The sequence below is a fragment of the Streptomyces sparsogenes genome (assembly GCF_001704635.1).
In the GTDB taxonomy this organism is placed as follows: Bacteria; Actinomycetota; Actinomycetes; order Streptomycetales; family Streptomycetaceae; genus Streptomyces; species Streptomyces sparsogenes.
On record NZ_MAXF01000233.1, the window covers coordinates 1 to 23,531 of the forward strand.

General features: G+C 67.9%; 21 protein-coding genes and 6 pseudogenes. 16 read left to right on the forward strand and 11 right to left on the reverse strand.

The window, feature by feature from the left end; all coding sequences use genetic code 11:
- Nucleotides 1-267: 267 nt before the first annotated feature.
- The 5 genes and pseudogenes from BBH68_RS42655 to BBH68_RS44375 form a co-directional block, all read right to left on the reverse strand.
- Nucleotides 268-627 (reverse strand): hypothetical protein, encoded by a 360-nt coding sequence (locus BBH68_RS42655; protein ID WP_141713164.1) that lies wholly within the window; start codon nucleotides 625-627, stop codon nucleotides 268-270.
- Nucleotides 628-632: 5 nt separating this feature from the next.
- Nucleotides 633-914: a hypothetical protein gene (locus BBH68_RS43850; protein ID WP_065968488.1), complete on the reverse strand. Its 282-nt coding sequence runs from the start codon at nucleotides 912-914 to the stop codon at nucleotides 633-635.
- A gap of 154 nt (nucleotides 915-1,068) precedes the next feature.
- Nucleotides 1,069-1,314 carry a hypothetical protein gene (locus BBH68_RS43855; protein WP_245738531.1) on the reverse strand — a complete coding sequence of 82 codons (246 nt, stop codon included), beginning with the start codon at nucleotides 1,312-1,314 and terminating at the stop codon, nucleotides 1,069-1,071.
- Between the two features lie 4 nt (nucleotides 1,315-1,318).
- Nucleotides 1,319-1,525, reverse strand: a pseudogene (locus BBH68_RS44370) (hypothetical protein); the annotation flags it as partial.
- A gap of 104 nt (nucleotides 1,526-1,629) precedes the next feature.
- Nucleotides 1,630-1,773: pseudogene (locus BBH68_RS44375) on the reverse strand (proline racemase family protein); the annotation flags it as partial.
- 312 nt (nucleotides 1,774-2,085) lie between these two features.
- Here BBH68_RS44375 and BBH68_RS38080 point away from each other — a divergent pair.
- A complete protein-coding gene (locus tag BBH68_RS38080) occupies nucleotides 2,086-4,404 on the forward strand; it encodes a M9 family metallopeptidase (RefSeq protein WP_065968489.1) in 2,319 nt (772 codons plus the stop codon).
- Nucleotides 4,405-4,513: 109 nt separating this feature from the next.
- On the opposite strand, the gene BBH68_RS38085 is transcribed toward BBH68_RS38080, so the two are convergent.
- Nucleotides 4,514-5,473 carry a LysR family transcriptional regulator gene (locus tag BBH68_RS38085; protein WP_065968501.1) on the reverse strand — a complete coding sequence of 320 codons (960 nt, stop codon included), beginning with the start codon at nucleotides 5,471-5,473 and terminating at the stop codon, nucleotides 4,514-4,516.
- 206 nt (nucleotides 5,474-5,679) lie between these two features.
- On the opposite strand from BBH68_RS38085, the pseudogene BBH68_RS43865 reads away from it, so the two are divergent.
- Nucleotides 5,680-5,901: pseudogene (locus tag BBH68_RS43865) on the forward strand (family 1 glycosylhydrolase); the annotation flags it as partial.
- 106 nt (nucleotides 5,902-6,007) lie between these two features.
- Here the strand turns inward: BBH68_RS43865 and BBH68_RS38095 are convergent.
- A complete protein-coding gene (locus BBH68_RS38095; RefSeq protein WP_065968491.1) occupies nucleotides 6,008-7,468 on the reverse strand; it encodes a long-chain-fatty-acid--CoA ligase in 1,461 nt (486 codons plus the stop codon).
- A 114-nt stretch (nucleotides 7,469-7,582) separates the two neighbouring features.
- The gene (locus BBH68_RS41220) at nucleotides 7,583-8,053 is read right to left on the reverse strand and encodes a TauD/TfdA family dioxygenase (RefSeq protein WP_104531515.1); all 471 of its coding nucleotides are present in this window, start codon (nucleotides 8,051-8,053) and stop codon (nucleotides 7,583-7,585) included.
- Here BBH68_RS41220 and BBH68_RS41225 point away from each other — a divergent pair.
- The 5 genes and pseudogenes from BBH68_RS41225 (at nucleotide 8,036) to BBH68_RS38120 (ending at nucleotide 11,880) form a co-directional block, all read left to right on the forward strand.
- Nucleotides 8,036-8,458: a zinc-binding dehydrogenase gene (locus tag BBH68_RS41225; protein WP_245738526.1), complete on the forward strand. Its 423-nt coding sequence runs from the start codon at nucleotides 8,036-8,038 to the stop codon at nucleotides 8,456-8,458. The genes BBH68_RS41220 and BBH68_RS41225 overlap by 18 nt on opposite strands.
- 40 nt (nucleotides 8,459-8,498) lie before the next feature.
- Nucleotides 8,499-9,137 (forward strand): annotated as a pseudogene (locus tag BBH68_RS43870) (TauD/TfdA dioxygenase family protein); the annotation flags it as partial.
- A 70-nt stretch (nucleotides 9,138-9,207) separates the two neighbouring features.
- Nucleotides 9,208-9,513, forward strand: a complete 306-nt coding sequence (locus BBH68_RS43875; RefSeq protein ID WP_245738530.1) for an RBBP9/YdeN family alpha/beta hydrolase — start codon at nucleotides 9,208-9,210, stop codon at nucleotides 9,511-9,513.
- A gap of 62 nt (nucleotides 9,514-9,575) precedes the next feature.
- Complete coding sequence (locus BBH68_RS38115) at nucleotides 9,576-11,585, forward strand: acetoacetate--CoA ligase (RefSeq protein ID WP_065968502.1); 2,010 nt, start codon at nucleotides 9,576-9,578, stop codon at nucleotides 11,583-11,585.
- Between the two features lie 21 nt (nucleotides 11,586-11,606).
- Nucleotides 11,607-11,880 (forward strand): annotated as a pseudogene (locus tag BBH68_RS38120) (hypothetical protein).
- 192 nt (nucleotides 11,881-12,072) lie between these two features.
- Here BBH68_RS38120 and BBH68_RS38125 read toward each other — a convergent pair.
- The gene (locus tag BBH68_RS38125) at nucleotides 12,073-12,645 is read right to left on the reverse strand and encodes a TerD family protein (protein WP_065968493.1); all 573 of its coding nucleotides are present in this window, start codon (nucleotides 12,643-12,645) and stop codon (nucleotides 12,073-12,075) included.
- 250 nt (nucleotides 12,646-12,895) lie between these two features.
- Between BBH68_RS38125 and BBH68_RS43880 the strand changes: the two genes are divergently transcribed.
- The 3 genes from BBH68_RS43880 to BBH68_RS43885 are packed head-to-tail and all read left to right on the forward strand — an operon-like array spanning nucleotide 12,896 to nucleotide 14,515.
- Nucleotides 12,896-13,351, forward strand: coding sequence for a potassium channel family protein (locus BBH68_RS43880; protein WP_245738527.1), 456 nt, complete (start codon nucleotides 12,896-12,898; stop codon nucleotides 13,349-13,351).
- Nucleotides 13,317-14,354, forward strand: coding sequence for a CASTOR/POLLUX-related putative ion channel (locus BBH68_RS38130; protein ID WP_245738528.1), 1,038 nt, complete (start codon nucleotides 13,317-13,319; stop codon nucleotides 14,352-14,354). The genes BBH68_RS43880 and BBH68_RS38130 overlap by 35 nt, the downstream gene beginning before the upstream one ends.
- Nucleotides 14,351-14,515: a hypothetical protein gene (locus tag BBH68_RS43885; RefSeq protein ID WP_245738529.1), complete on the forward strand. Its 165-nt coding sequence runs from the start codon at nucleotides 14,351-14,353 to the stop codon at nucleotides 14,513-14,515. The genes BBH68_RS38130 and BBH68_RS43885 overlap by 4 nt, the downstream gene beginning before the upstream one ends.
- A gap of 270 nt (nucleotides 14,516-14,785) precedes the next feature.
- Here the strand turns inward: BBH68_RS43885 and BBH68_RS38135 are convergent, their stop codons facing one another.
- Both BBH68_RS38135 and BBH68_RS38140 read right to left on the reverse strand, forming a co-directional pair.
- Nucleotides 14,786-16,096, reverse strand: a complete 1,311-nt coding sequence (locus tag BBH68_RS38135) for a type III PLP-dependent enzyme domain-containing protein (protein ID WP_065968494.1) — start codon at nucleotides 16,094-16,096, stop codon at nucleotides 14,786-14,788.
- Nucleotides 16,097-16,257: 161 nt separating this feature from the next.
- A complete protein-coding gene (locus tag BBH68_RS38140) occupies nucleotides 16,258-17,001 on the reverse strand; it encodes a gamma-glutamyl-gamma-aminobutyrate hydrolase family protein (RefSeq protein WP_079151478.1) in 744 nt (247 codons plus the stop codon).
- A 350-nt stretch (nucleotides 17,002-17,351) separates the two neighbouring features.
- Between BBH68_RS38140 and BBH68_RS38145 the strand changes: the two genes are divergently transcribed.
- The 6 genes and pseudogenes from BBH68_RS38145 to BBH68_RS38170 all read left to right on the forward strand — a co-directional run bounded on the left by BBH68_RS38145 (nucleotide 17,352) and on the right by BBH68_RS38170 (nucleotide 23,495).
- On the forward strand, nucleotides 17,352-18,986 hold the full coding sequence (locus BBH68_RS38145) for a PucR family transcriptional regulator (protein WP_065968503.1): 1,635 nt from the start codon (nucleotides 17,352-17,354) through the stop codon (nucleotides 18,984-18,986).
- 154 nt (nucleotides 18,987-19,140) lie between these two features.
- Nucleotides 19,141-20,733, forward strand: coding sequence for an N-acyl-D-amino-acid deacylase family protein (locus BBH68_RS38150; protein WP_065968496.1), 1,593 nt, complete (start codon nucleotides 19,141-19,143; stop codon nucleotides 20,731-20,733).
- Between the two features lie 227 nt (nucleotides 20,734-20,960).
- Nucleotides 20,961-22,232, forward strand: a complete 1,272-nt coding sequence (locus tag BBH68_RS38155) for an MFS transporter (protein ID WP_065968497.1) — start codon at nucleotides 20,961-20,963, stop codon at nucleotides 22,230-22,232.
- A gap of 33 nt (nucleotides 22,233-22,265) precedes the next feature.
- Nucleotides 22,266-22,544: pseudogene (locus BBH68_RS38160) on the forward strand (transposase); the annotation flags it as partial.
- A gap of 80 nt (nucleotides 22,545-22,624) precedes the next feature.
- On the forward strand, nucleotides 22,625-23,113 hold the full coding sequence (locus BBH68_RS44675) for an MFS transporter (RefSeq protein WP_076971132.1): 489 nt from the start codon (nucleotides 22,625-22,627) through the stop codon (nucleotides 23,111-23,113).
- Between the two features lie 136 nt (nucleotides 23,114-23,249).
- On the forward strand, nucleotides 23,250-23,495 hold the full coding sequence (locus BBH68_RS38170) for a tyrosine-type recombinase/integrase (RefSeq protein ID WP_076971133.1): 246 nt from the start codon (nucleotides 23,250-23,252) through the stop codon (nucleotides 23,493-23,495).
- Nucleotides 23,496-23,531 lie beyond the last annotated feature (36 nt).

Sequence of the window (23,531 nt, forward strand, 5' to 3'; positions counted from 1 at the left end):
TGCACCGACCCTCATCACCGGCGAACGACACCTGCGCAAGGTCTTTACCACGTACACGAAGCACTACAACGGGGGACGAGCACACCGCAGCCTCGGCCTACGAGCACCCGACGACGACCCGAACGTCATCGCCTTGCCCGCTGCCAGGGTCAGGCGCCAGCAGGTACTCGGCGGACTGCTCAACGAGTACTACACCATGCCAACCCGGCTACCTCATCATCCACAGGAAAGGCCAGCTCAGCAGCCTGAGTGGAATATTGACGCCCTTTACGCGTACGCCACTCCGGACAGTACCGGCACCGCCGGAGCCGCCTCGGCCCACCCTTGCGTGAAGCACTCCGCCAGCGTTGGTGCAACCGCGCGGTCGTGGCTCACGCCCTCGCACGGCTGCCTGTCGTCTCGCACCACCGTATGCTCCGTCCGTCGGGAACTCTCTGCGGGGGGCTGGTGCCATTTCACATGGCATGGGCGTGCGGTGTTACTCCGCCCGTGCCCCTGCCGGTACGCCTGTGCCTGCTGGTGCGCCGCGACGGCGATCACCAGGTCCTCCCCTCCCATCCCGGTGGTCTTGACGACCGTGAGACGGTCGCCGGGCAGGGCTGCCTCGGAGGTGAGCAGGTCGGCCATCGTCATCAGCGTGCGCGGGTCGAGGCGGCCCTCCGCCACGTGTCGCGGACGAGGCGCCCGTCGAGGACCGGCTCGCGGGCCGAGGTCGCGGCGACTACGACGTCCGCGGTGCGGACGCGATCGGCGACAGCCGCGCTGTCCGCGGCCAGGTGGCGGTCCGCCCAAGCTGTCGTCGCGCTGCCGCGGCGAGTGACGGCCGTGACGTGGGCGACCCGCGCATGCGCCCGGCTCGTCCGGACGTGCCACTCGGCCTGCGGGCCCGCGCCGAAGACCACGAGCCGGAGCACGTCCGCGGCGTTCGACGCGAGCTGTGCAGCCGGTCGAGGCAGGGGGCGACCGAGACCGCCGGAGTGCGCAGCGTCGTCAACGCGACGCCGTCGAGGTTCGCCCCTGGCGTCAGAGTCCGGCTGTCGTGCAGGAGATATGTCGCGTCGATGCGGTTCAGGCGACGGTGGTGTTGCACGGCTCGACGGTCGCGACCTTCACCCCGAACCAGCCGCCGGCCTCGGACGGCATCAGCAGCGCCTGCCCGTTGACCACGGGGGTGATGACCCGCGGCATCTCGCCGTCCGGGTCGAGGCCCGCGGCCCGCACGTCGTGGATGGCCCGGACGGTGGCGACCGGCGGCGCGGGCGGCGTTGAGCGCGTCGCGAATCTCCCGCCCGACGGCTGTGAGTTCGGTGACATCCCGCGGCCGGACGCGCAGCCCGACGGACGTGGCCGGCAACACCGCGTACATCGCGCCGCCGACCGCGATGTCGACGGTGACCTTCCCGCGGGAGATCCGCACGTCGACGCCGTGCGCGTGGACAAAGGGCGGGCATGTTGGCGAACGTGGCGTGCTGGACCTGGCCGTTTCTGGTCCGCACGCTCGCCGTGACGCGCCCGGAGGGGACATCGATCACGACATCGATCACGGATCACGACGTCGGTCAGGCCGTCGGCAGGTGCCGGGACCCGGCACGAGGCGACGGTCCAGGCGCCCAGGGCGATCGTTCCGTGCCCGCACGCCGTGGAGAAACCGTCGTTGTGCCGGAAGAGGACACCGAGGTAGGCGTCGGCGTCGTCGGGCGGAACCAGGAATCCGCCGTACATGCCCGAGTGGCCGCGCGGCTCGCGGCACAGCAGCGCCCGCACCCACTGCACGTCCTCACCTCGCGTCGCGACGATCCTGCGCTCGGCAAAGGTCAGTCCCTCACCCGTCGCCTCACCGGGCCGTCCACGACGATCCGGAACGGTACGCCGCCGGTGTGCCCCTCCATCGTCTCGATCGGCTGTGTCCTCGTCAGCCGCATCTCACTTCCAGGCAGGCGTCGGCGCCCTGTGCGTCGGTGTTATGGGGCAACCGGAAACACTGCTGGGTCCCGGAGCATTGTCCAGACTTCACCCCAGTGCAATGGTACACATCGCTGCCCGCCTTCTGGGCGGCTTCCTCTTCGCTCCCCCACTGGAGATGCGATGCACTGTCGATCAATTCTGCCCAGAGTTCTGGCCGCCGTTCTGGCGGCCGGAGGGCTCGTGGCCGGCCTGACGAGCACTCAGGCGGCTGCGGCAACCGGCAACACGAGGTATGCCCCACCACCGGCTGCGTTGGCAACCGCCACGGCTGTGCAGAACGCCGAACAGCACGGGAACGCCACGCCGACCGGAGCCGAGACAGGTCAGTCCCAAGCCGCCGCCACCAGAGCCAAGCCGTTGCCCGCGAAACTGCGCGGGGGGCCGGCTGCCCTGGGTTCGGCCAAGCCGTCCAAGCCGCACCTGTCGACACACGCGACTCTCGATGCGGCCGGAGCCACCCAGCCCGCCGCCGTCACGTCGTGCACCACGTCGGACTTCTCGAGCCGGTCCGGCAGCGACCTGGTGTCGTACATCAAGACGGTGGACTGGAGGTCCTGCATCAACCCGCTGTTCAGCCTGACCGGCTCAGACGCGCACGCCGTGTTCAAACAGTCCCAGATGCTCGCGGTGTCGAACGGCATCGCCCGCGCGGCGGGCTCCTACACCGGTGACGACTCCGGTGGCCTGTACGAGCTGATGTACTTCATGCGCGCCGGCTACTACGTGCAGTACGGAGACCCCCAGGACGTCGGCCCGTATGACTCCTCGCTCCGCAGCGCCATCGAGAACGGGTTCAACACGCTGTTCGCCAGCAGCCACGCGAACGACATCAGTGCGGGCAACGGCGCCGTGCTGGAACAGGCGTTCATCCTCACCGACAGTGCGCAGGTGCAGGCCGACTACCTCGACGTCTATGGCCGGTACCTCAACGCCTACACCAGCAGTTCCTGGGACGCGGTCCCGGAGATGGACCGGGCGCTGAACGCGATCTACACCCCGCTGTGGCGCGGCCCGTGGCTGTCGGACTTCGTCACCGCGATCATCGCGGATTCCAGTATCGCCGACACGCTCTACAAGTTCACCCTCAACCACCGCGACCTGCTCGGCGGGAACAACGACGTCCTCGACTCGAACGCGGGCAACGACCTGGCCAACTTCATCCAGATACCGGCCCTGCGGAGCAAGATCCGACCCCTCGTCAAGGGACTGCTGGACGGCTCGTCCATGACCGGTGCCACGAACAACCTGTGGGTGCACGTCGCCTACCGTGCCGGCACCGGGGACCCGGACCACTGCTCCTACTACGGCGTCTGTGACCTGAGGAAGCAGCTCACCGCGGCCGCGCTGCCGATCAACTACGCCTGTAGCAACTTCACCATCATGGCGCAGGCGCTGACAGCGAAGGAGCAGTCCGACGTCTGCACGAGCCTGTCGAACGAGGTCGCGTTCTACCAGAACCAAGTCAAGACCACCACGCCGATCCCCGGTGAGTACTTCAACCTGAAGATGGTCATCTTCGGGAGCAGGGCCGACTACGTGACCTACTCGTGGGCGATCTTCGGCAACGACACCAACAACGGCGGCGAGACGCTGACCGGCACGCCGACCGACCCCAACAACATCGCCTACTCCATCCTTTACCAGTGGCCGACCGACAATGGCTTCACGGCCCGCGCGTGGAACCTCAACCATGAGTTCGCGCACGTCCAGCAGTCCATCTACGACATGAAGGGTGACTTCGGCACCCAGATCACCGTCCCGGACGTCTGGTGGATCGAGGGCCAGGCGGAGTACGTCTCCTACACCTACCGCAACCTCACCGACAACGGCGCGCTGACCGAGGCGGCCAGGCACACCTACAAGCTCAGCCAGCTCTTCCAGAACACCTACACCATCGACGACGAAACCCGCACCTACCCGTGGGGTTACCTGGCCGTCCGGTACATGACCGAGAAGCACCCGGACCGGATCCAGGCCATGCTGGCCAAGATGCGGACGGGGGACTACCAGGGTGCCTACGCCGTCTACAACAACATCGGCACCAGCTACGACGCCGACTTCGATGCCTGGCTCGACACCCTGGGCGGTGGCAACGGAGGCGGCTCGACCACGGCCTGCACCGGCACCAATCCACAGGCGATGGGTCAGAACTGCTTCCGGTCGAACCAGTCCCGGGTCGCCGGTGACACCGACTACCTGTGGATCTGGCTGCCGGCCGGCACCACCACTCTGAAGGTCACCACCAGCGGCGGCAGCGGCAATGCCGACCTCTACTACGACCCGACGACATGGGCCGGCCCGTCCACCTTCACCGAGAAGTCCACCAACCCCGGCAACACGGAGAGCATCACCGTCAGCAACACCGAGGCGGGCTACCGGTACATCAGCCTGTACGCGGTGACCGACTTCAGCGGGGTCACCGTATCCACGTCGTTCTGATCCTCCCCGGAACGACACCGACTGCATGACTCGAGGGCCGTGGCCCGGTCGACTCCGGTCGACCGGGCCACGGCCCTCGGCATGGGCCGAGGTCGTACACCCCGTACGCCTACGTCCGCGTGGTCCGGTAATGGCGGGCGGCCCACGCCTGGAAGTGTGCTGCCCGGCCGATGAGTTCCTCGTAAGTGGTCAGGGCCGCGCCGAAGATCGTCTCCGTGACCTCGTCGGGCACCCGCTCTCGGTGCCACACCAGCACATAGCGGCACCACAGCGGCGTGCCGGCCAGCGGCTTGACGACTACACCCGGGTTCGGCTTGCACGTCGCCTGGACGACGGAGACCCCCAGCCCGTCGGCGATCATCCGCTGCAACTGGTCCCGGTCACCGAGGAACTCGTGCACGGTGGCGGGGGTGAAGCCGGCCGCCTGGAAGGCGTCGTAGCAGACACCGGGCCAGCCCGCACCGTCGTCCGGCGTCAGGAACCAGGCGTCCTCCGCCAGGTCGCGCAGCGACACGTCCAGTTGCCCGCTCGCCGGGTGGGCGGCGGGCAGGGCCACAAAGCTGGGCTCAGTGACGATGCCGCGGCGCCCCACGGCGTCCGAATGCCCCAGCTCCCGTCCGGGATAGTCGACCGCGACGGCGATGTCCAGCTTGTCGTCCTCGATCAGCCTGATGATCTCGGCTGAGGAGTACACGCTGCTCACCTGGGTGGTCAGCGTCGGCAGGACGGTGCGCGCCCGCTGTAGGAGCCCCGGCAGGACGGGCGTATTCGTCGCGGCTATCCGCAGTACCCGATCGGTCCCGTGGCGGCCCGCGGTGGACGGGCGCCCGATCAGGTTCGCCAGCGCCACCACCTTGCGGGCCTGCACCACCACCTCGACCCCGAAGCGTGTCGGCGTCACCCCCGCACTGCCCCGGACAAAGAGGTCCTCGCCCATGAGCCGCTCGATGCGCTTCAGCTGACTACTGACCGCGGGCTGCGAGCACCCCAGGGCGGTGGCCGTCCGGCCGAGGCTCATAGTGTCGGCGATCGTGCACAGCATCCGCAGGTGTCGGAGTTCGAGTTCCATCAGCACCCGTCCCAGGTCTCTCAGGGGTGCGGCAATTTTACGTCCGGACCTTGTTTTTGGGCGGTTTCGGTGTAGGCCGGAGTAGGTGTGGAGGATTTGTGGAGGACCTCGTCCCTGGAGGCGAGGCGTCGAAGGGTGGTGCTCGACGTGACAGTGACACCCGCTGCGGGCGGCGCTTGATCATGTTCAGGTGCGCTGCCGGTGCGGCCCTGATCGACAACTTCGAATGGGCCGAGGGCTTCCATCAGCGGTTCGGTCTCGTCCACGTGGACCACGACACCCAGGTCCGCACCCCGAAGGCGTCCTTCGCGTGGTACCGCGACCTCATCCGCGCTCAGCGCGGATGGGCAGAGCCGGATCGACAGCACGTCGCCCCCGTCTCCGACGTCGAGTACGCCACCGATATGCAGCATGACATGCAGCGATGACTTGTCGAGCGGCACAGGGCCGGCGTCCTGGGGGGCAAGGATGCAGATGGTGGCCAGGCTGGTCCACCCGGGCGGGCGATGACGCAGGCGCTGGAGAACCGGCCGGTCAGGAGCCGACCGGATCGACCGTGATCTCCCGCTTGAGGATCTTGCCGGTCGGTCCCTTCGGCAGGGCGTCGGTGAAGCGCACGAGGCGGGGGTATTTGTAGGCGGCCACGCGTGTCCTGACGTGGTCGCGGATTTCCTCGGCGGTGGCGCTGCCATGGGGTTTGAGGGTGACCACGGCTGCGATCTCCTCTCCGTGCACGGGGTGCGGGATGCCGACGACCGCGGCCTCGGCCACGGCGGGGTGATCGTAGAGGATCTCCTCGATCTCGCGCGGGTACACGTTGTATCCACCGCGGATGATCAGGTCCTTCTTGCGGTCGACGATGTAGTAGTAGCCCTCATCGTCGGTGCGGCCCAGGTCGCCGGTGTGGAACCAGCCGTCCCGCACTGCTTCGGCCGTGGCGTCGGGGCGGTTCCAGTAGCCCGCCATGACGTTCTCGCCGCGGACCGTGATCTCGCCGATCTGGCCCGGGGCGGCCTCCGTTCCGGTGTGGGTCACGAGCCTGAGCTCGACGCCGCGGACGGGCAGACCGATGGAGCCGGGCTTGCGGCGGCGGTCCGGCGGGTTGAAGGCGGCCACCGGGGACGTCTCCGAGAGTCCGTAGCCCTCCAGGACGGGAACGTCGAAGCGCTGCTCGAAGCCGTGCAGTACCTCCACAGGAAGCGCCGCGCCTCCGGAGACGGCCAGGCGCAGCCGGGAGGCGTCGAACCCGTCGGGCAGCTCGGCGTGCAACAGGGCCGTGTACATGGTGGGTACGCCGAGGAAGACGGTGACACCGTCCCGGACGATGATCTCCAGGGCCGACGTCGCGTCGAACCGCGGCAGCAGGGTCAGTGTCGCCGCGGCCGAGACGGCGGTGTTGAGGGCGCAGGTCTGGCCGAAGGCGTGGAACAGGGGCAGACCTCCGAAGAGGACATCGCCGGGACCGACGTGGAACAGCGTCTCGACGGTGGTGGCGGTGTTGGACAGCAGGTTGCGGTGCGTCAGCTGGGCACCCTTCGGGGTGCTGGTGGTGCCCGAGGTGTAGAGGATCACGGCGAGGTCGTCGTCGAGGAGGGCCTCGAACGCCACCGGCTCGGTGATCAGGCAGTCGGCTCCAGTCTCCGCGGACGCGGAGACGGCCTCGACGGCCGCCGTCGGCGCGGCCAGCACCAGCCGGGCACCGCAGTCGCGGAGCGTGAAGTCGATCTCACGCGACTTCAGCAGCGGGTTCATCGGCACCACGACGGCACCGGCGCGCAGGATGCCGTAGTAGGCGACAGGGAAGTGGACGGTGTTGGGCATGATCAGGCCGACGCGGTCGCCCGGGCGGATGCCGCGGGTGTGCAGCAGTGCGGCGGCGCGGGCGCTGCGTTCGTCCAGCTCGGCGTAGCCGAGCGCGTCGACGCCCTGGCGCACGGCGGTCCGGCTGCCGTGCGCGGCGGCGGAGTTCACCAGCAGGGTGGCGAGGTTGGTCATGTCGGCGGTTCCCTCCGGAGCGGGCGGAGCGGGGCGGAATAAGAGGCGGATCTCAGTGGCCGGCAGGTGCTGAGGCGGATACGGGGCCGCCGGTGGGCAGCACGGCGGCCGTGCTCAGCGGACGGCAGCCGCGTTCGGGCGAGTGCCCTCCCGTGCAGCGACGATCACGTCTGCGGGAGCGATGCCGCCACGCCCGGTGGACAGCTCGTCCGGGCGGCCGGTTCCCCAGAAAGCCGCAGACAGGGGCCGCCGGTGATGCGCAGTCAGCCATAGACGCAGCAGGTGGCGCTTGCGATCCGGCTCGTCGAAGTCCTCGTACGCCTCGCGGCGGTGTATGACCGCGTGGTTGTTGACCAGCAGCATGTCGCCCACCTCCAGATCCAGGTCCAGCCGGAAGCGCTCGGACTCTGCCAGTTCGTCGAGCAGGTCGAAGAGTTCGATATCCGCCGCCTCCAGCCGGGGCACCTCGGGGAAGCGCTGCGCCGACTCCACCAGCAGGCGGTCGTAGCGGATGCTCAGCCGGCCGTCGTGCCACACCGCGAGCGGGACCTCGCCCGCGCCCACGGCGTGGACCACATCGTCCACTACCGGCGCGAGAACCTGGCTGAGCGAGTGCGCGAGCTGACCGACGGCACCGGCGTCCCGGTCGTCTACGACAGCGTCGGCAAGGACACCTTCGCCGCCTCCCTCGCCTCGCTCAAGCGGCGCGGCCTGCTGGTCTGCTTCGGCACCGCCTCGGGCCCCGTCCCGCCGATCGACGCCATGCAGCTCGCCCTCGCCGGCTCGGTGTTCGTCACCCGCCCGGCGCTGGCCGACTACATCGCCGACCCCGCCGACCGCGACGCGCTGTCCGCCGAGCTGTTCGGTCATGTCGCCGCCGGACGCATCGCCATCGAGATCAATCAACGCTACGCCCTCAAGGACGCCGCCCAGGCACATCACGACCTGGAGTCCGGCCGTACCACCGGATCGTCCGTCTTCGTTCTCTGACCATCCCCCGTGGCTCCGCCCGCCCCCGGAAGGAACCGTCATGAGCCCGACTCCCAGCCCGACCGGCCCCGCACCCGCCCTGGTGCGCTCCGACACGCTCGGCTCGATCAAGGCAGAGCCGCTGACCTGCACCATCGGCGCCCAGCTGTCCGGCGTGAACCTGGCCGACGCCGCGCGCGACGACGACCTGTTCGCCGAGATCAGGCAGCTGCTGCTCCAGCACAAGGTCCTGTTCCTGCGAGACCAGGACATCACCCGCGCCGAGCACGTCGCCTTCGCCTCGCGGTTCGGCGCGCTCGAGGACCACCCCGTCGCCGGCAGCGACCCGGACCACCCCGGCCTTGTCCGCATCTACAAGGACTTCGACAGCGAGCCCGAGCACTACGAGAACGCCCTGCACACGGACGGCACCTGGCGCGAGAACCCTGCCATGGGCGCGGTGCTGCGCTGCGTCGAGTGCCCGCCGGTGGGCGGCGACACCATCTGGGTCTACATGGTCGAGGCGTACCGGCGCCTGCCCGAGCACATCAAGGCGCAGATCGAGGGCCTGCGTGCCCGCCACAGCATTGAGGCGACCTTCGGCGCCGTCATGCCGACCGAGCGGCGCCACGCCCTCAAGGCCATGTTCCCGGACGCGGAACACCCGGTGGTGCGCACCCACCCGGAGACCGGCGAAAAGATCCTTTTCATCAACGACCGGCGCCGGGGTGATCACCACCGTGCACTGGGCCCAGCAGCACAGCGCCGAGGTGGCCGGCGCCCTGCTGGCCACCCCACCGGACTTCGCCACCCCGCTCCCGGACGGCTACCCCACGCCGGACGCGCTGGCCGATCACGGCTGGACACCGGTCCCGCGGGCGCCCCTTCCCTTCCGCAGCATCGTCGCCGTCAGCGCGAACGACCCGCTGGGAAGCTTCGCCCAGGTCGTCGAGCTCGCCCGGGACTGGGGCAGCCACGTGGTCGAGCTCGGCGCCGCGGGCCACCTCAACCCCGCCTCAGGCTACGGGCCTTGGCCGCGGGCCGAGGAACTGCTGCACGACCTCGAACACGGCTGACAGCACGCAAGCACGCGCCGACCGCCCCTTCTCCCGGCCCGATCACCACCAGGAAAGCGATGATGAGCACCGACAGTGACCTGTTGTGGTCGCCCACCCCCGACCAGGCGGAGAACTCCAATGTCGCCGCGTTCATGCGCCGGCTGCACGAGGAACGGGGGCTCGCCGACTACGCGCAGCTGTGGCGGTGGAGCTCCACCGACCTGTCCGGTTTCTGGTCCGCGGTGTGGGAGTTCTACGGCCTGGACGCCGTGACGGGCCACCCGGCCGACCGTCCCGGCCAGGTGCTGGCCGACTCCGTGATGCCGGGGGCTCGTTGGTTTCCCGGCGCGCGGATCAACTTCGCCGAGCGGTGCCTGGCGGCCGACGACGACAGCCGCCCCGCCGTCGTCGCCGTGGGCGAACGGGGCGAGCCGCGCGCGATCTCCTGGGCGGAGCTGCGCCACCAGGTCGCCACCGTCGCCCAGGCCCTGCGCGGCATGGGCGTCGGACGGGGCGACTGCGTCGCCGGCTACCTGCCGAACCTGCCGCAGACCGTGGTCGCCCTGCTGGCGGCCGCCTCGGTCGGCGCCGTCTGGACGGTCTGCTCGCCCGACTTCGGCACCCCCAGCGTGCTCGCCCGGCTGCGGCAGGCCCGGCCGACCGTGCTGGTGGCCGCCGACGGCTACTGGCACGGCGGCAAGGAGTACGACCGGCGCCCGGCCGTCGCCGAGATCGCCGACAAGCTGCCCCCCGTTCGCCACCTGCTCACGGTGGACAGCCTCTGCACCAGCTCCTACCAGCCGTGGACCACCCGCGCCGACATCCGGCAGCACACCTGGTCCGCGCTTCCCGAGGCTGAGATCCCGCTGAGTTTCGCGGACACCTCGTTCGACCACCCGCTGTGGATCCTGTGGTCCTCCGGCACGACCGGCGTGCCCAAAGGCATCGTGCAGGGCCACGGCGGTATCACCGTCGAGCTGCTCAAGGCGCTCGGCCTCGGCGCCGATCTCCGCCCCGACGACCGGTTCCTGTTCATCGGCTCCACCAGCTGGATGGTGTGGAACTTCCTGGTAGGCGGCCTGCTCCACGGCAGCACGGTCATCCTCTACGACGGCAGCCCCACCCACCCCGACGGCGACGGCGTATGGCGGATCGCGGAGCGCACCGGCGCCACGGTGGCCGGCGTCGGCGCGGCCTATCTCGCCGCGGGGGAGAAGGCCGGCGCGTGCCCGTCCGCCACGTTCGACCTGCCCCGGCTGCGCACCGTCCTGCAGACCGGCTCCTCACTCCCGGACTCCGCCTGGCACTGGGCGCACCAGCAGCTGCCCGGGATCTGGTTCCAGTCGATCTGCGGCGGCACCGACGTCTGCTCGGCCCTGGCCGCCGCTTCCGCGCTGCTGCCCGTGCGCACCGGTCGCATCCCCGCCCCCGCACTGGGCGTCGCACTGGCCGCCTGGGATTCCGACGGCCGTCCGCTGACCGACGAGCAGGGCGAACTGGTCGTCACGGCACCGATGCCGTCGATGCCCCTGTACTTCGTCGGCGACCCCGACGGATCCCGCTACCGGGCCGGCTACTTCGACACCTACCCCGGCGTGTGGCGGCACGGTGACTGGGTCACCATCGGCGCGGACCTGTCGGTCGTGGTGTCCGGACGCTCGGACTCCACCCTCAACCGCATGGGCGTCCGCATGGGCTCGGCCGACAGCTACGCGGTGGTCGAGCAACTCCCCGGGATCGCCGACAGCCTCGTGATCGGCGCGGAGCAGCCCGACGGCAGCTACTTCATGCCCCTGTCCGTCGTCACGGGCGACGACGTCGCGCTCGACGACGACCTGCGCGCCCGCATCAACGCCGCGATCCGCCGCGAACTCTCGCCCCGCCACGTCCCCGACGTGATCACGCGGATACCCGCTGTGCCGCGCACGCTGACCGGCAAGAAACTCGAAGTGCCGGTCAAACGCATCCTCCAGGGCGCACAGGTCGCCGAGGTGAGCAGCGAGGGCGCTGTGACACACCCCGAGATGCTGGCGTGGTTCGCGGAATTCGCCGCCGCTCCGTCGCTGAGCGGCGACCGCCGTGCCGGGTGAACACGGAACGGGTGGCGTCAGGTGACAGTCGTCGGGGTGGACGGCTCCGAAAGGTCCTGGAGAGCAGGCGCCTACGCCAAAGGGCTCGCACGATGCCAGGGTTCGGCGCTGTTCATGGTGTACGTTCCACACGTTCGCTGGCGACGTGTTCACCGGCCTCACGCGGACAGCAGACCAGGTCAAGGCCGACGCGGTGGTTGTGGGTGCCCCCGAGCAGGTGATTCACCGCATCCGCCGTTCCCTCGCGAGCCGCCTTGTGAGTCAGGCGCACTGGCCGGTCATCACCGTTCCGTAGAGGCGTGGCAGCGGAGCGGTCCGGGCGGACTGCCCCGGTTCGGCCGCCAGGTGCCGGCGCAGACGGGATCTCGCTCTTCTTCACGCGCTTATCGCAGCCGGGTTGCTGGGGGGCAGGTACGGGAACAGATGCCTCGTCCTCCAGCGGTGTCCCAGGGAACACCGCTGGAGGAAGAGGCCCCGGAGAGGACGGTTACACGTTGACGCCGTAGTCCTTGGCGATTCCGGCGAGGCCGGTGGCGTAGCCCTGGCCGATGGCTCGGAACTTCCACTCGCCTTCGCGTCGGTAGAGCTGCCCGAAGACCATCGCGGTCTGGTCGTGTGCGTCCTCGGTCAGCTCGTAGCGGCACATCTCCACGCCGGTGGCCTGGTGGACCACGCGGATGTACGCGTCACGGATCCGGCCGAAGGTGATGGCGGGTCCGCCGTGATTGTGGATTGACACCACGACCACCACGGACTCTGCCAGGGGCGGGAGCAGGTTGAAGTCGACGGCGATCTGCTCGTCGTCACCCTCGCCTTCGCCGGTCTTGTTGTCGCCGGTGTGACGGACCGACGCCTCCGGCGTGGACCGGTTGTTGAAGAAGACGAAGTGCTGGTCCGACAGGACCCTGCCATCGGCGCCCAGCACGAGGGCGCTCGCGTCCAGGTCGACGTCACCAGGGCCGGTGTTCACCTTCCAGCCCAGGCCGACGACCACGCTGGCAAGGCCGGGGTCGGTACGGGTGAGGGAGAAGTTGCTGCCCTTGGTCAGGCTCACGGCCATCAGGTGTTCCCCTTTGAATGCATGGTATTTCCAAGAAGCGGACAAGTGAGCCGACGGCCTTGGGAAGATCGACGCGAGCGGCCCGTCCGCAGTCATAATCTACAGCCGTGTAGAAGCAGCTTGGGTGGTGATCAGAGATCTCCATGCCTGATCGACCCCCGAGGGAGTGTGGCGGACACCGTCGTGGTGTTCAGAGATGATCACCAGTCTGTTGTGACTGGGAGCGGCATGGTTGTGGAAGGTGTTCGGGATGTGCAGGAGGCTGCGGGAGCGGCTGCGGTACTGGTTCGACGGAACGATGGACCGTGGTCCCTCGGCGCTGATCGGCTGGTTGGGACTGGCATCGTTGGCGTTGATCAGCGTGGTCTCCTGCTTGGTGGTGGTCTTCGCCGACAAGGACACGAGGAACAATGGCGGCTGGCCGGGCGTCGTGTGGATGAGCCTGCTGCGCACCCTCGATCCGGGCACGATGGGTGGGGACACCGGGCGGCCGCTGTTCCTGCTCTTCATGCTGATGGTGACCATCGGGGGGATCTTCATCGTCAGCGCGCTGATCGGTGTGATCACCACCGGCCTGGAGGCTCGGATCCAGGAGCTGCGCAAAGGGAAGTCGCGGCTGATCGAGCACGGGCACACAGTCGTGCTGGGCTGGTCGGAGCAGATTTTCACCGGTGATCGCGGAGTTGGTGGAGGCCAATCAGAGTGAGCGGCGCTCGTGTCTGGTGATCCTCGCGGACCGGGACAAGGTCGATATGGACGACGAGATCCGGCGGCGGATTCCGGACACCGGGAAGACGCGCGTGATCTTTCGTTCCGGAAGTCCGCTCCAGCGCGGGGACTTGGAGCTGGTGAGCCCGGACACCGCCAAGGCGATCATGGTGTTGCCGCCGGTGGGGAGCGATGGGGATGTCGACGTCATCAAGGTGTTGTTGCTGCTGAACAGCCGTGTGTGGCGGGGAGCGCGTCCGCATGTGGTGGCGGCTGTGCAGAGTTCCGAGAACCTGGCGGCCGCACGGCTGGCCGCGGGTGAGAGCGCGCTGGTGGTCGACGTCGACGACATCGCTGTCCGTCTGATCGTTCAGTCCCACCGGCAATCCGGGCTGTCCACCGTCTTCAACGAGCTGCTCAGCTTCGTCGGCAACGAGATCTACCCCTGGACCGAACCCTTGCTGGCCGGCTCCAGCTACGGGGAGGCCCTGAACGCCTTCGAACTGGGCGTGCCCATCGGTCTGCACCGCGAGGACGGTCAGGTGCTGGTCAATCCGCCGATGGACACCGTCATCGGGCGCGATGACCAGTTGTTGATGGTGGCGGAGGACGATCTGCTCATCAAGGTAGCGGCCGAACGGCCCACGATCGTCCGGTCCGCGATAGCGACAGCCGATGTCCTCTCGCCGTTGCCGGACCGGACGTTGATGATCGGCTGGAACCCGCGTGCGGCGGAGATTGTTTCGCTGCTGGACCGTCTGGTGAGACCGGGGTCCGTAGTGGACGTCGCGGCCCCACACCGGCCGCGAGAGGACATGAGCGGCCAACTGGAGAACCTGACGATCGGATACAAACACTGCGACCCCGTCCGCCGGTCGTCGCTGGAATCCCGTTGTACGCGGTGTTCGCCGATCTCTTCGACCCCGACGGGTCGGAGATCTACCTCAAGCCGGCTCCGAGTTATCTCATGCCGGGCGCGGAGGCCAACTTCGCCACCGTGATCGAAGCCGCTCCGCAGCGTGGCGAGACGGCCATCGGCTACCGGCTGGCGGCCCAGAACGATGAGCCACCGCTCTATGGCGTCCACCTCAATCCGTCCAAGACCGCGCCGCTCGTTCTCCACGAGGGCGACACGGTCGTGGTACTTGCCGAGGACTACTGAGGCTTTCGTGAGTTCCGTGGGTACGGCGGCCTCGTTGATGGGCGCCTGTTGTCGTGTCTTTTGACCCTTTGTGTGCTGTCCGTGAGTCTGTCGTTCCCCCTTTGACGCGACCGCAGTCGGCCGAGGCCCGGTGTGTGCGGGCAGCCGAGTTGTTCGAGCAGGGACGCACCAATGTGGAGATCGCACGCGGCGTGGTCCCGCGGTCACCGTGGTGTCGTCCTCGCCGCGGCAAGCTCTCGGTATCGCCCGCCCCCGCTTCCACTCTGTCCTTTACATCTGGTGCGCACCGGTTCGGTCAAGAAGCTCCTGGATGCTCTCTGCGCGTCGGACGAGATCGAACTTCACGTCGCCGTCCGGATCGGTGCGCACGGCGTACACAGCCGGGTCGGGAAGGCTGTTGTAATGGAAAGGAGTCGAAAAGTAGTAGGCGCCTGTGTCAAGGAGCGTCACAATGTCTCCGGGCTCAAGAACGGGAAGCAACCGGGCCTGGGCCACGACATCGCCCGCGAAACAGCACGGTCCTGCGATGTCCTGGGGTGCTGTCGCTCCCTCTTTGAGGTGCCCGGACGGGTTGTGTGCGGTGATTCGGATCGGCCAGGAGTCAGGCATGAAGACGGTCCTGGCGGCGACCTGGGCTCCTGCGTGAGTGATGGCTATGCGACGCCCGCCCGAGGTCTTGGTGTATTCGACGTACGCGGCGGTGAATCCGTTCTTGGCGAGCAGGGACCGCCCGAATTCGGTGATGATCTGATATGCCCCGCTGAACAGCGCGGGGGCGTAGGCACGCAGGCGTTCCACGTACTCATCGAAGGTAGGATCGGTGTCGTCGCCGGTGAAGTTGACGGGCAGGCCGCCGCCTATGTCGATGCCGACGACCTGACGCCGCCCTAGGGATGCGTTGATCTCCTCGGCCAAGGCCACGGTTTTGGCGATACCCTCGGCCATCAGCTCCAGTGGGCATCCTTGCGATCCTACGTGGGCATGGAGCCAGGTAAGCCATGGGCGGTCCTGGAATGCCTGTACGAGCCGTCGCCTGTTTCCGTCGTCTTCCAAGGCGATTCCGAACTTGGAGGTCAGAGTGGCGGTGCTCATCTCGGCGATGTCCCCGCTACCGACCTGCGGATTGATCCGTACTCCGATGCGTGAGTCGCTGGCCCGGCCGGCAAGGATGCTGTCCATGCGCTCGAGCTCTTGGAAGTTGTCCGCGTTGACAGCGACGCCCAATTCGACAGCTTGAGCGAGTTCGGCGCGCGTCTTTGCCGGGGAGTCATAGACGATCCGTTCCGGGGCGAAGCCGGCGGCAAGTGCCTGGGCGAGCTCACCTGGGCTTGCCACTTCGCAGCCCATTCCGTTGCGGGAGAACGCTTCCAGTACGGGGACGAGGCAGTTCGCCTTCGCGGCGACGGTGTGCATGACGTTCAGGGAGGCCGGGAAGGCGCCGCGGAGCTTGGTGATGCTGGCGAGGACGCCGTCCAGGTCGACGAAGCCGGCGAGCACGGCGTGGTCGGGCTCGAGGAGTCGTTGCTGTACTGCGCTTCGCAGAATCAGCTCGCGCCGCTTCGCCGACTGTGTTCTGGTCATTGTCCATTCCTAGGGTGGTAAGCGGGGGAGAGGTGGGTGTGGCTGGAGGCAGTCCTTGATCGCAACCGAGTGCCTGGCATGGTTCCGATTGCGTCGGATCGGCAACCCGCTCCCTCTCATTGGAGGGTGGCCAAGGTCGCGGAAAGCGCCGACTGCGGACGTCAGGCAGTTCCGCGGCGTTTGCTTGCGAACTCGGAGCATGCTGAGACGAAGTCGTCGAAAAGGCTGCTGTGCGCCTCGTGGTTGAGGAGTTCTTCCGGGTGATACTGCACGCCGATCATCCATCGTGCCGGGTCCAGGGCCTCGACGGCTTCGGCGAGGCCGTCTTCCGATTGGGCTACCACTCGGAGTGCCGGTGCCGGTCTGGAAATCGCCTGATGGTGCAGGCTGTTCACGCGCAGCAGTTGCGTGCCCGACAGTTTGGCCAGGCGCGAGTCGTCTGCCAGGCGCACCTCGTGTACCTCCGTGGACAACGGCAGGTCGGGGCGGTAGTGGTTGATCGTCCCTGGTTCCAGGTGCTGTATCAGGCTGCCGCCCAGGGCGACATTGAGGATCTGGCTTCCCCGGCAGACTCCGAGGATGGGCATACCCATGCTCACGGCACAGGTGATCGCTTGCAGTTCCAGAGCGTCAAGCTCTTCGTCGATGGTGGTCTTCGGGTGCACCTCTTCGCCGAACCATCGCGGATGCGGATCGACTCCGCCGGGGAGAAACAGACCGTCGACCTGTTCCAGCACCTGGCGGGTGCACGAGCCGTCGACGCCCGGCGGGACCGCGATCGGTGTCGCACCCGCTTTCGCCAGTGCCTGCACATAGCTTCTGGGCAGTCGCAGGGTGGCTGGCTGTCCGGGCAGGTCGTGTCCCAAGGTGACGGCGATCAGTGGGCGACGGACAGCAGAAGACATGGTGGCCTTTCCTTATTCGATGGACGGTGCGGACGGGCTTCGATGCTCGGCACGTGGCACGGGCGTCGAGCGGACGCAGCACAGCGCCTCACGACGCCGAGGGACTCTGATGTCGCGCCGGTTGGCCTATCGCCGGCGCACCGTCCCGGGACCCGACTCCGGCTTGGGCGGGCGCACACACGACAGCGGTGACGTGCCCGCAGCTTTTCGTCGCCGGTCTGTTCCGGCATGTCCACGTTCACGACCATGCTGCGTAGCCTGCCGGACCAGGCCTTCCGATCTTTTGTCGGGCAGATCAAAGTTCGCCTCGGCCGTTGGGCCCTGGGGACAAAGTGCAGTACTTTTCGGACATGGAGAACACCCTGACCCTGGAGCGCTTGATAGCGGACATCGGTCAGCCGCTGCTGCGCCTTGCCGTCGATCGCAATGAAGCAGCAGAGCCTCTGACCGGGGTGCTGATCCACGATCCATCCGACACGGTGGGCTTGGAGGCGGGCTGTCTGGTGCTCTGTGTCGGGCTGGCGTCGGGAAGTGAGCTTGTCAGCCTCGGACGGGAAGCCCGGCGTGCCGGTGTGCGCGGACTGGCGGTGAAGTCGCCCCTGCCACCTGAGGCGGTCGACTGCCCCGTGCCGGTCGTGGAGGTGAACCGGGACGCCTCCTGGATGCACGTCGCAACGATCATCCGCCAGCGGATCCAGGACTACGCGCGGGCACCGTGGGAACCTGCCGGGGCCACCAGCGATCTATTTGCCATAGCCAACACAATGAGCATGGTGATCCACGCCCCGGTCACCATCGAGGACGCTACCTCTGCCGTCCTTGCCTGGTCAGCGGGGCAGGAGAAGGCCGACGAGTCCCGGGTGGAATCCATTCTGGGTCGTGCAGTGCGACCGTGGCGGGTGCGCAAGCTAGCGGACAGTGGCGTCTTCCAGCGGCTCAATGCCTCCACTGCGCCGGTGTATGTCGAACCGTATGAGCCGACGATGCTGCCGCGGGTCGCTGTCGCGGTGCGCGCGGGTTCCGAGGTTCTGGGCTATGTCTGGGCGGTGACCAGTGGGCCCCTGCCCACGGAGCACGCTCGCTGGCTGGAGCTGTTCACACCGGTTGTCGCCCTGCACCTGGCCAACATGCGCGCGGACAGCTCCCCCTGGGCCCGCCAGCAGCGCCGCGAACTCGCCGCCGCCATGCTCGCGGGCGGCGCAGCCGGGGCCGGCGCAGCACGCGAGGCGGGGCTGGAGAAGGGTCCGTTCTGTGTGCTCGCTGTGGGCCTGCGGCCGCGGAGGACCGCCTCGCCCACAGCGGGTGAAACCGCCTCCCCCGAGGACGCCGCCGCCGCCGCGAACCTGCGCAGACTCGAGGAGGTGCTGACCCTCTACCTCTCTGCCGTGCACCCCTCGGCCCTGGCAGTACGGGGCGACAGGGCTGTGTACGTGCTGGCCGCCTGGCCCAGGCTCGGCGCGGAAGAGGCCCTGGCGGCGGCCCGGTCCCTGGCGGAGGACTTCCTCGCACGCTCCCCTGCCGGCCCCGGTCCGGGCTACCTGGCGGCCGCCGCCTGGCCCGCTGCCGCACCCGGGGACCTCCCTGTCGCACGGCTTCAGGCTGATGCGGTGCTGCGAGCGCTGGGCCAGGCGGAGCCCCCGCGCTCCGTGGCCACCGTGGAGGACATGGCGCTGCCGGTGATGCTCCAGCACCTCGGTGACATCGCACAGTCACTTGATCTCCCGCAGGTTACTGGTCCGCTGCGCCGCCTTACCGCCCATGACGGCCCCGACGGCGTCCTCACCAGGACTCTCGCCACCTTTCTGGCCGCGGGATCGGTGGCCGACGATGCGGCCCTGCACCTGCGCGTGCACGTCAACACACTGCGCTACCGGCTGCGACGGATCCGTGAAGTGTCGGGGCTGGACTTCGAGGACGCCGACCAGATGCTCCTGGCTCAGCTGCAGCTGCGGCTGAGCGAGGTGGTCTCACAGCCTTTGGTGTGAGCGACAATCGCGACGCGTCCTTTTCGTCGCACAGGAAAAGACACCTTGCCCGGGGGCCCTCAGACTTGGCCACACCCCACGTGACCTGCGCGACACGTCGCTGTCAGCGGCTGTTCACGTACTTCCGTCCACGCGCACCATGGAGGTGCCAAACATGCAGGCCAGAGACGTGCTGATCAGGGGAGGGGCTGTCGCCGATGGAACGGGCGCTGAGCCGGTCCCCGCAGACGTGCTGATACGCAGTGGCCGGATCACGGCTGTCGACACTCCCGGGAGGATCTCCGTTGATCACGTTCCCGTACTGGATGCGTCCGGGCTCGTGGTGGCACCTGGCTTCATCGACGTCCACTCTCACGCCGACAACGCCCCCTTGCTCGCCGAGGACGACACCAGCAAGATCCTTCAAGGCATCACCACAGAGGTGACCGGCAACTGCGGCTTCTCACTGGCCCCCGTTCGCCCCGCTTCCGCTCAGGATTTCGCGTCCTTCACCCGGCGCATCTACCCACGGATGGACTTCACCTGGTCTGACTGGGACGAGTTCACCGCCGTCACGGACGGCCGTGGTTACGTCACCAACGTGGCCCCGCTCGTCGGCCACGGCACCCTGCGCATCGCCGTCCTCGGCACGGCCGCCATCACTCCGGATGCCGCGCAGATGCGGACGATGTGCCGGGAACTGGAGCGGGCACTCGAAGGCGGAGCATTCGGGATGTCCACGGGACTGATCTATCCACCGGCTGTCTTCAGCGAGAGCGACGAGCTGGTGCAACTGGCCCGGTGTCTTGGTCCCGACCGCCCCTACGCCACCCACATGCGCGGTGAGGGTTCCCTTCTGTTCTCCTCGATCGACGAAACGCTCGGCATCGGTGAGCAGAGCGGCTGTCGCGTGCACATCTCGCATCTGAAGGCCATGGGCCGCCCGCAGTGGGGCCGCATGTCCGAGGCACTCGGGCGTATCCACCACGCCGCCGACCGGGGAGTACGGGTGACCAAGGACATCTACCCCTACGCGGCGAGTTCGACGATGCTCACCGCGCTGCTGCCACCGCCTTTCCTCGCCGACGGCAACGAAGGTGTCCTGGCTCGGCTCGAATCCGCCTCGGAGCGCGAGCGGCTGGCCGCACTCATGAAGTCAGGGGTGCCCGGCTGGGAGAGCAATGCAGAGGCGGTCGGCTGGGACGGGATCATGATTGCCCACTCTCAGAGTCATCGGTACGACGGCCGCACCCTCGGGGAGATCGCCCGTGCCGAGGGTTGCAGCCCGCTGGATACCTATGTGCGTATTCTGCGGGAGGAACGCCTTCAGGCCACCATGGTGCTGTTCGCCATGGATGAGGACGACGTTCGTACGGCCTTCGCGGACCGCGACACGATGGTGGGCACCGATGGCCTGCCTCCCGGCACTGGAGGCAAGCCGCACCCGCGAATGTTCGGGACCTTCCCACGGATCCTTGGCGAGTACGTGCGCAAGCACCACGTGCTTCCACTCGGCGAGGCGATCCGCCGGATGACCTCGCTGCCCTGCCAAGTGTTCGGCATCCCTGAACGCGGGCTGATCCGTGCCGGCTACATCGCCGACCTTGTCGCCTTCGATGCCAGTTCCGTCAACCATGAAACCGACTACCGCGACCCGGTGCGCCCCCCGTGCGGCATCTCCTGGGTCATGCAGCAGGGACACGTGACCGTGGCGGACAACTCCTACCTCGGTCCGCGGCGTGGACGCCGCCTCACCCCTGCAGCCTGACCCGGGCGGCGCTTCCTGGGTCAGGCCAGCCACCGCTCCAACCGAAACACACCAGAAACCTGCATCACGGCCCCCCGGCGCCGACGTGCGGTCGGCACACGGCACGCGTACCACTCCGACACCGCCATTCCCGAGAGCCAGGACGCCTGTTTCCGCGCCGGCCCAAGCCTCGGAAGCGCCAGTGAGCCGCTTCGGTAAAGTCCCCGCAGCCATATGGAGAAACGGCCATGTCCGCATCCCCCGCAGTCGCCGCTAGACCATCCCTGAACGCCAAGCGCGTCACCACAGTCTCTGTCACGATCCTGTTCGTCGCCTGGATCGTCAATTATGTCGACAGGCTCGCGATCACTACCGCTCTGCCCAGCCTGGCCAAGGAATTCGGCCTTGACCACACGCAGCAGGGCCTGATCCTCACGGTCTTCTTCGCCATATATGCCCTCTTCCAGCTGCCCGGCGGGTTCCTGGCAGACCGGATCGGGGCAAAGAGAACCATGATCACTGCGATGGTCGCCTGGTCCCTCTTCACCGGACTGACCGGGCTGGTGTCCTCTTTCGGCATGCTTCTGATAGTGCGGGCACTGTTCGGCGTCACCGAGGGGTTGTACCCCGGAGCCTCTATGAAGGCAGTCGCTGAACGCACCCAACCGCACAACCGGATGACCGCAAACGGAATCGTCACCAGTGCCAATACGCTCGGAGCCGCGCTCGCCCCGCTCATCGCCGCTCCAGTGATCACCGCTGTCGGCTGGAGGCACACTTTCTTCGCCGTGGCCGGAGCCGGGTTCCTCATGGCCGTGGTCATCTGGTGGGCACTGCCCGCCCCACTCCCCGAGCCGACTGTCGCGGAAGGCGACGGCGAGCGCGTCCTGACGACATCTGCCACCACAGACGTCAGCACGGCGCAGCTTCTGCGCAGCGGAGCACTATGGCGCTTCACCCTCTTGTTCGGCGGCTTCGACCTGGTGGTCTGGGGACTGCTCTCCTGGGTGCCCAGCTACCTGCAGACGGAACGCGGAGTATCCGTCACGGCTTCCGGAGCTCTCGCCTCGATTCCGAACTTTTGCGCAACCGTCAGCATGATCGCTGGAGGCGTCCTCTTCGACCGCTACTTCTACGGACGACACCGGCTGCTGATTATCCCGTCCTGCGCGGTCGGCGGCGTGCTGCTGCTGTTCATGGCATACGCGACGTCCACGACCACGTTCATCACCTATCAGTCGTTCGCCATGCTCGTCCTCTTCTTGAGTTTCATGCCGATCTTCGGACTGCCGTTGCGGATGCTGCCCCGCGAGGTCGTCGGCCGCGCCAGCGCACTCATCAACATGGGCGGCCAGCTCGCCGGTGCTGTCGCACCGTTCATCATGGGCCTGCTGGCGGACCACGTTTCCTTCGCCGCGGCCTTCGCCTTCCTCATCTTCGGCGTCGTCGTCGCCATCGCAGCCGTACTCTGGGCACCCCAGCGGCCCGAAGAGCTGCGGACCGACTTCGCGCACGCCTGACCGACAGCCGGCTGCCGGAGTCCGCCCTGGAGCCTGACCACCGGCGAGGTCCAGGCCCACCTGGCCGAGGTCTCCCGCCAGACCATTTCCACCATCACCCACAAGGTGCTGGAGGGCATGACCGCATGGCAGAGTCGGCCCCTGGACGCTGTCCATCCGGTGGCCTTCATCGACGCCATCCACGTGAAGATCCGCGACGGTGCGGTGGCCAACCGGCCGGTCTACGTGGCCCTCGCCGTCACCACCGAGGGCCGGCGGGAGATTCTCGGGCTGTGGGCCGGTGATGGCAGCGAGGGCGCCAAGCACTGGCTGCCACCGTGACTACCAGGTGTGGTGGTTGGGCGCGGCGGCATCCAACATCGGCAGTTACCTGCTGACCATCGCCGGTTCCCTTGCTTATCCTGGAAACCAGCGGTTCGGCAGGGCAAGCGGGGCTCGTAGCCGGTACCGCGGCCGTGGCGAAGTTCGTCAGCTCGACACCCGCGGGTGTGTTCGTGGGTCTCTACCCACGGCGCGTATTGCTCCTCCTGGCCTCAGCCCTTCAGTTCCTGGCTGTGGTATCGGTCTTCGCTGCCATATCGCTAGGAGAGGCACACCTCGGTCACCTGATCACCGCCGTGGTCCCGGAGGGGCTGGGCTACTCCCTCTACACGGCCACCGAACTGCCGCTCCCTCGCCGGATCGTGCCGGAGGGACAACGCCGGGCCGCTCTCTCACGGGAACAGTCACGCAAAGCGGCGGCACAACTGGCCGCTCCGCCCCTTGGGGGCCTGCTGTTCTCCTGGTTCCCCACGGCCCCGTTCCTCACCGCCGTCGTCTTCCTCGGCCTGACAGGTACCGCCCTCACCCTTCGCGTCCCCCCTCGGGCCCGACCGGCATGACAAGGCGCGCGCCGGCCCGATGTGGACGCACGGTCTGGCGGGGCTTATGGTACGTGCTCGGCAGTCAGACGCCCGCCTGGTCATCGCCTCACCCAAAACCCGCAGCAGCAAGAACTGGGTCGCCATCCCTCCGCGCGTGGCAGCCGCGCTCACAAAGCAGGCGTCCCCCCGCATCACCCTTCACGACCTGCGACACCTCGCCGCCACCCTCTCCATCACCGCGGGCACCCCGCTCACCGTCGTCTCCAAAACCCTGCGGCACTCCACCCTCTCCACCACCGCCAACCTCTACAGCCACCTCACCCAGCAAGCCGCCCACGACGCCGTGGACGCCATCGACACCGCACTGCTCCCCCGCTGCTCCATCACGCCCAGCGGCTAGACCGCCGCGCCCACACTTCGTCGCCACGTCCGCGAT

What these genes read in the sequence shown, in the direction of transcription:
- BBH68_RS42655 (WP_141713164.1), bottom strand. Translation starts at nt 627, where the DNA reads ATGGCCGACCTGCTCACCTCCGAGGCAGCCCTGCCCGGCGACCGTCTC.
- BBH68_RS43855 (WP_245738531.1), bottom strand. Translation starts at nt 1,314, where the DNA reads ATGTCACCGAACTCACAGCCGTCGGGCGGGAGATTCGCGACGCGCTCA.
- BBH68_RS38080 (WP_065968489.1), top strand. Translation starts at nt 2,086, where the DNA reads ATGCACTGTCGATCAATTCTGCCCAGAGTTCTGGCCGCCGTTCTGGCG.
- BBH68_RS38085 (WP_065968501.1), bottom strand. Translation starts at nt 5,473, where the DNA reads ATGGAACTCGAACTCCGACACCTGCGGATGCTGTGCACGATCGCCGAC.
- BBH68_RS38095 (WP_065968491.1), bottom strand. Translation starts at nt 7,468, where the DNA reads ATGACCAACCTCGCCACCCTGCTGGTGAACTCCGCCGCCGCGCACGGC.
- BBH68_RS38115 (WP_065968502.1), top strand. Translation starts at nt 9,576, where the DNA reads ATGAGCACCGACAGTGACCTGTTGTGGTCGCCCACCCCCGACCAGGCG.
- BBH68_RS38125 (WP_065968493.1), bottom strand. Translation starts at nt 12,645, where the DNA reads ATGGCCGTGAGCCTGACCAAGGGCAGCAACTTCTCCCTCACCCGTACC.
- BBH68_RS43880 (WP_245738527.1), top strand. Translation starts at nt 12,896, where the DNA reads ATGTGCAGGAGGCTGCGGGAGCGGCTGCGGTACTGGTTCGACGGAACG.
- BBH68_RS38135 (WP_065968494.1), bottom strand. Translation starts at nt 16,096, where the DNA reads ATGACCAGAACACAGTCGGCGAAGCGGCGCGAGCTGATTCTGCGAAGC.
- BBH68_RS38140 (WP_079151478.1), bottom strand. Translation starts at nt 17,001, where the DNA reads ATGTCTTCTGCTGTCCGTCGCCCACTGATCGCCGTCACCTTGGGACAC.
- BBH68_RS38145 (WP_065968503.1), top strand. Translation starts at nt 17,352, where the DNA reads ATGGAGAACACCCTGACCCTGGAGCGCTTGATAGCGGACATCGGTCAG.
- BBH68_RS38150 (WP_065968496.1), top strand. Translation starts at nt 19,141, where the DNA reads ATGCAGGCCAGAGACGTGCTGATCAGGGGAGGGGCTGTCGCCGATGGA.
- BBH68_RS38155 (WP_065968497.1), top strand. Translation starts at nt 20,961, where the DNA reads ATGTCCGCATCCCCCGCAGTCGCCGCTAGACCATCCCTGAACGCCAAG.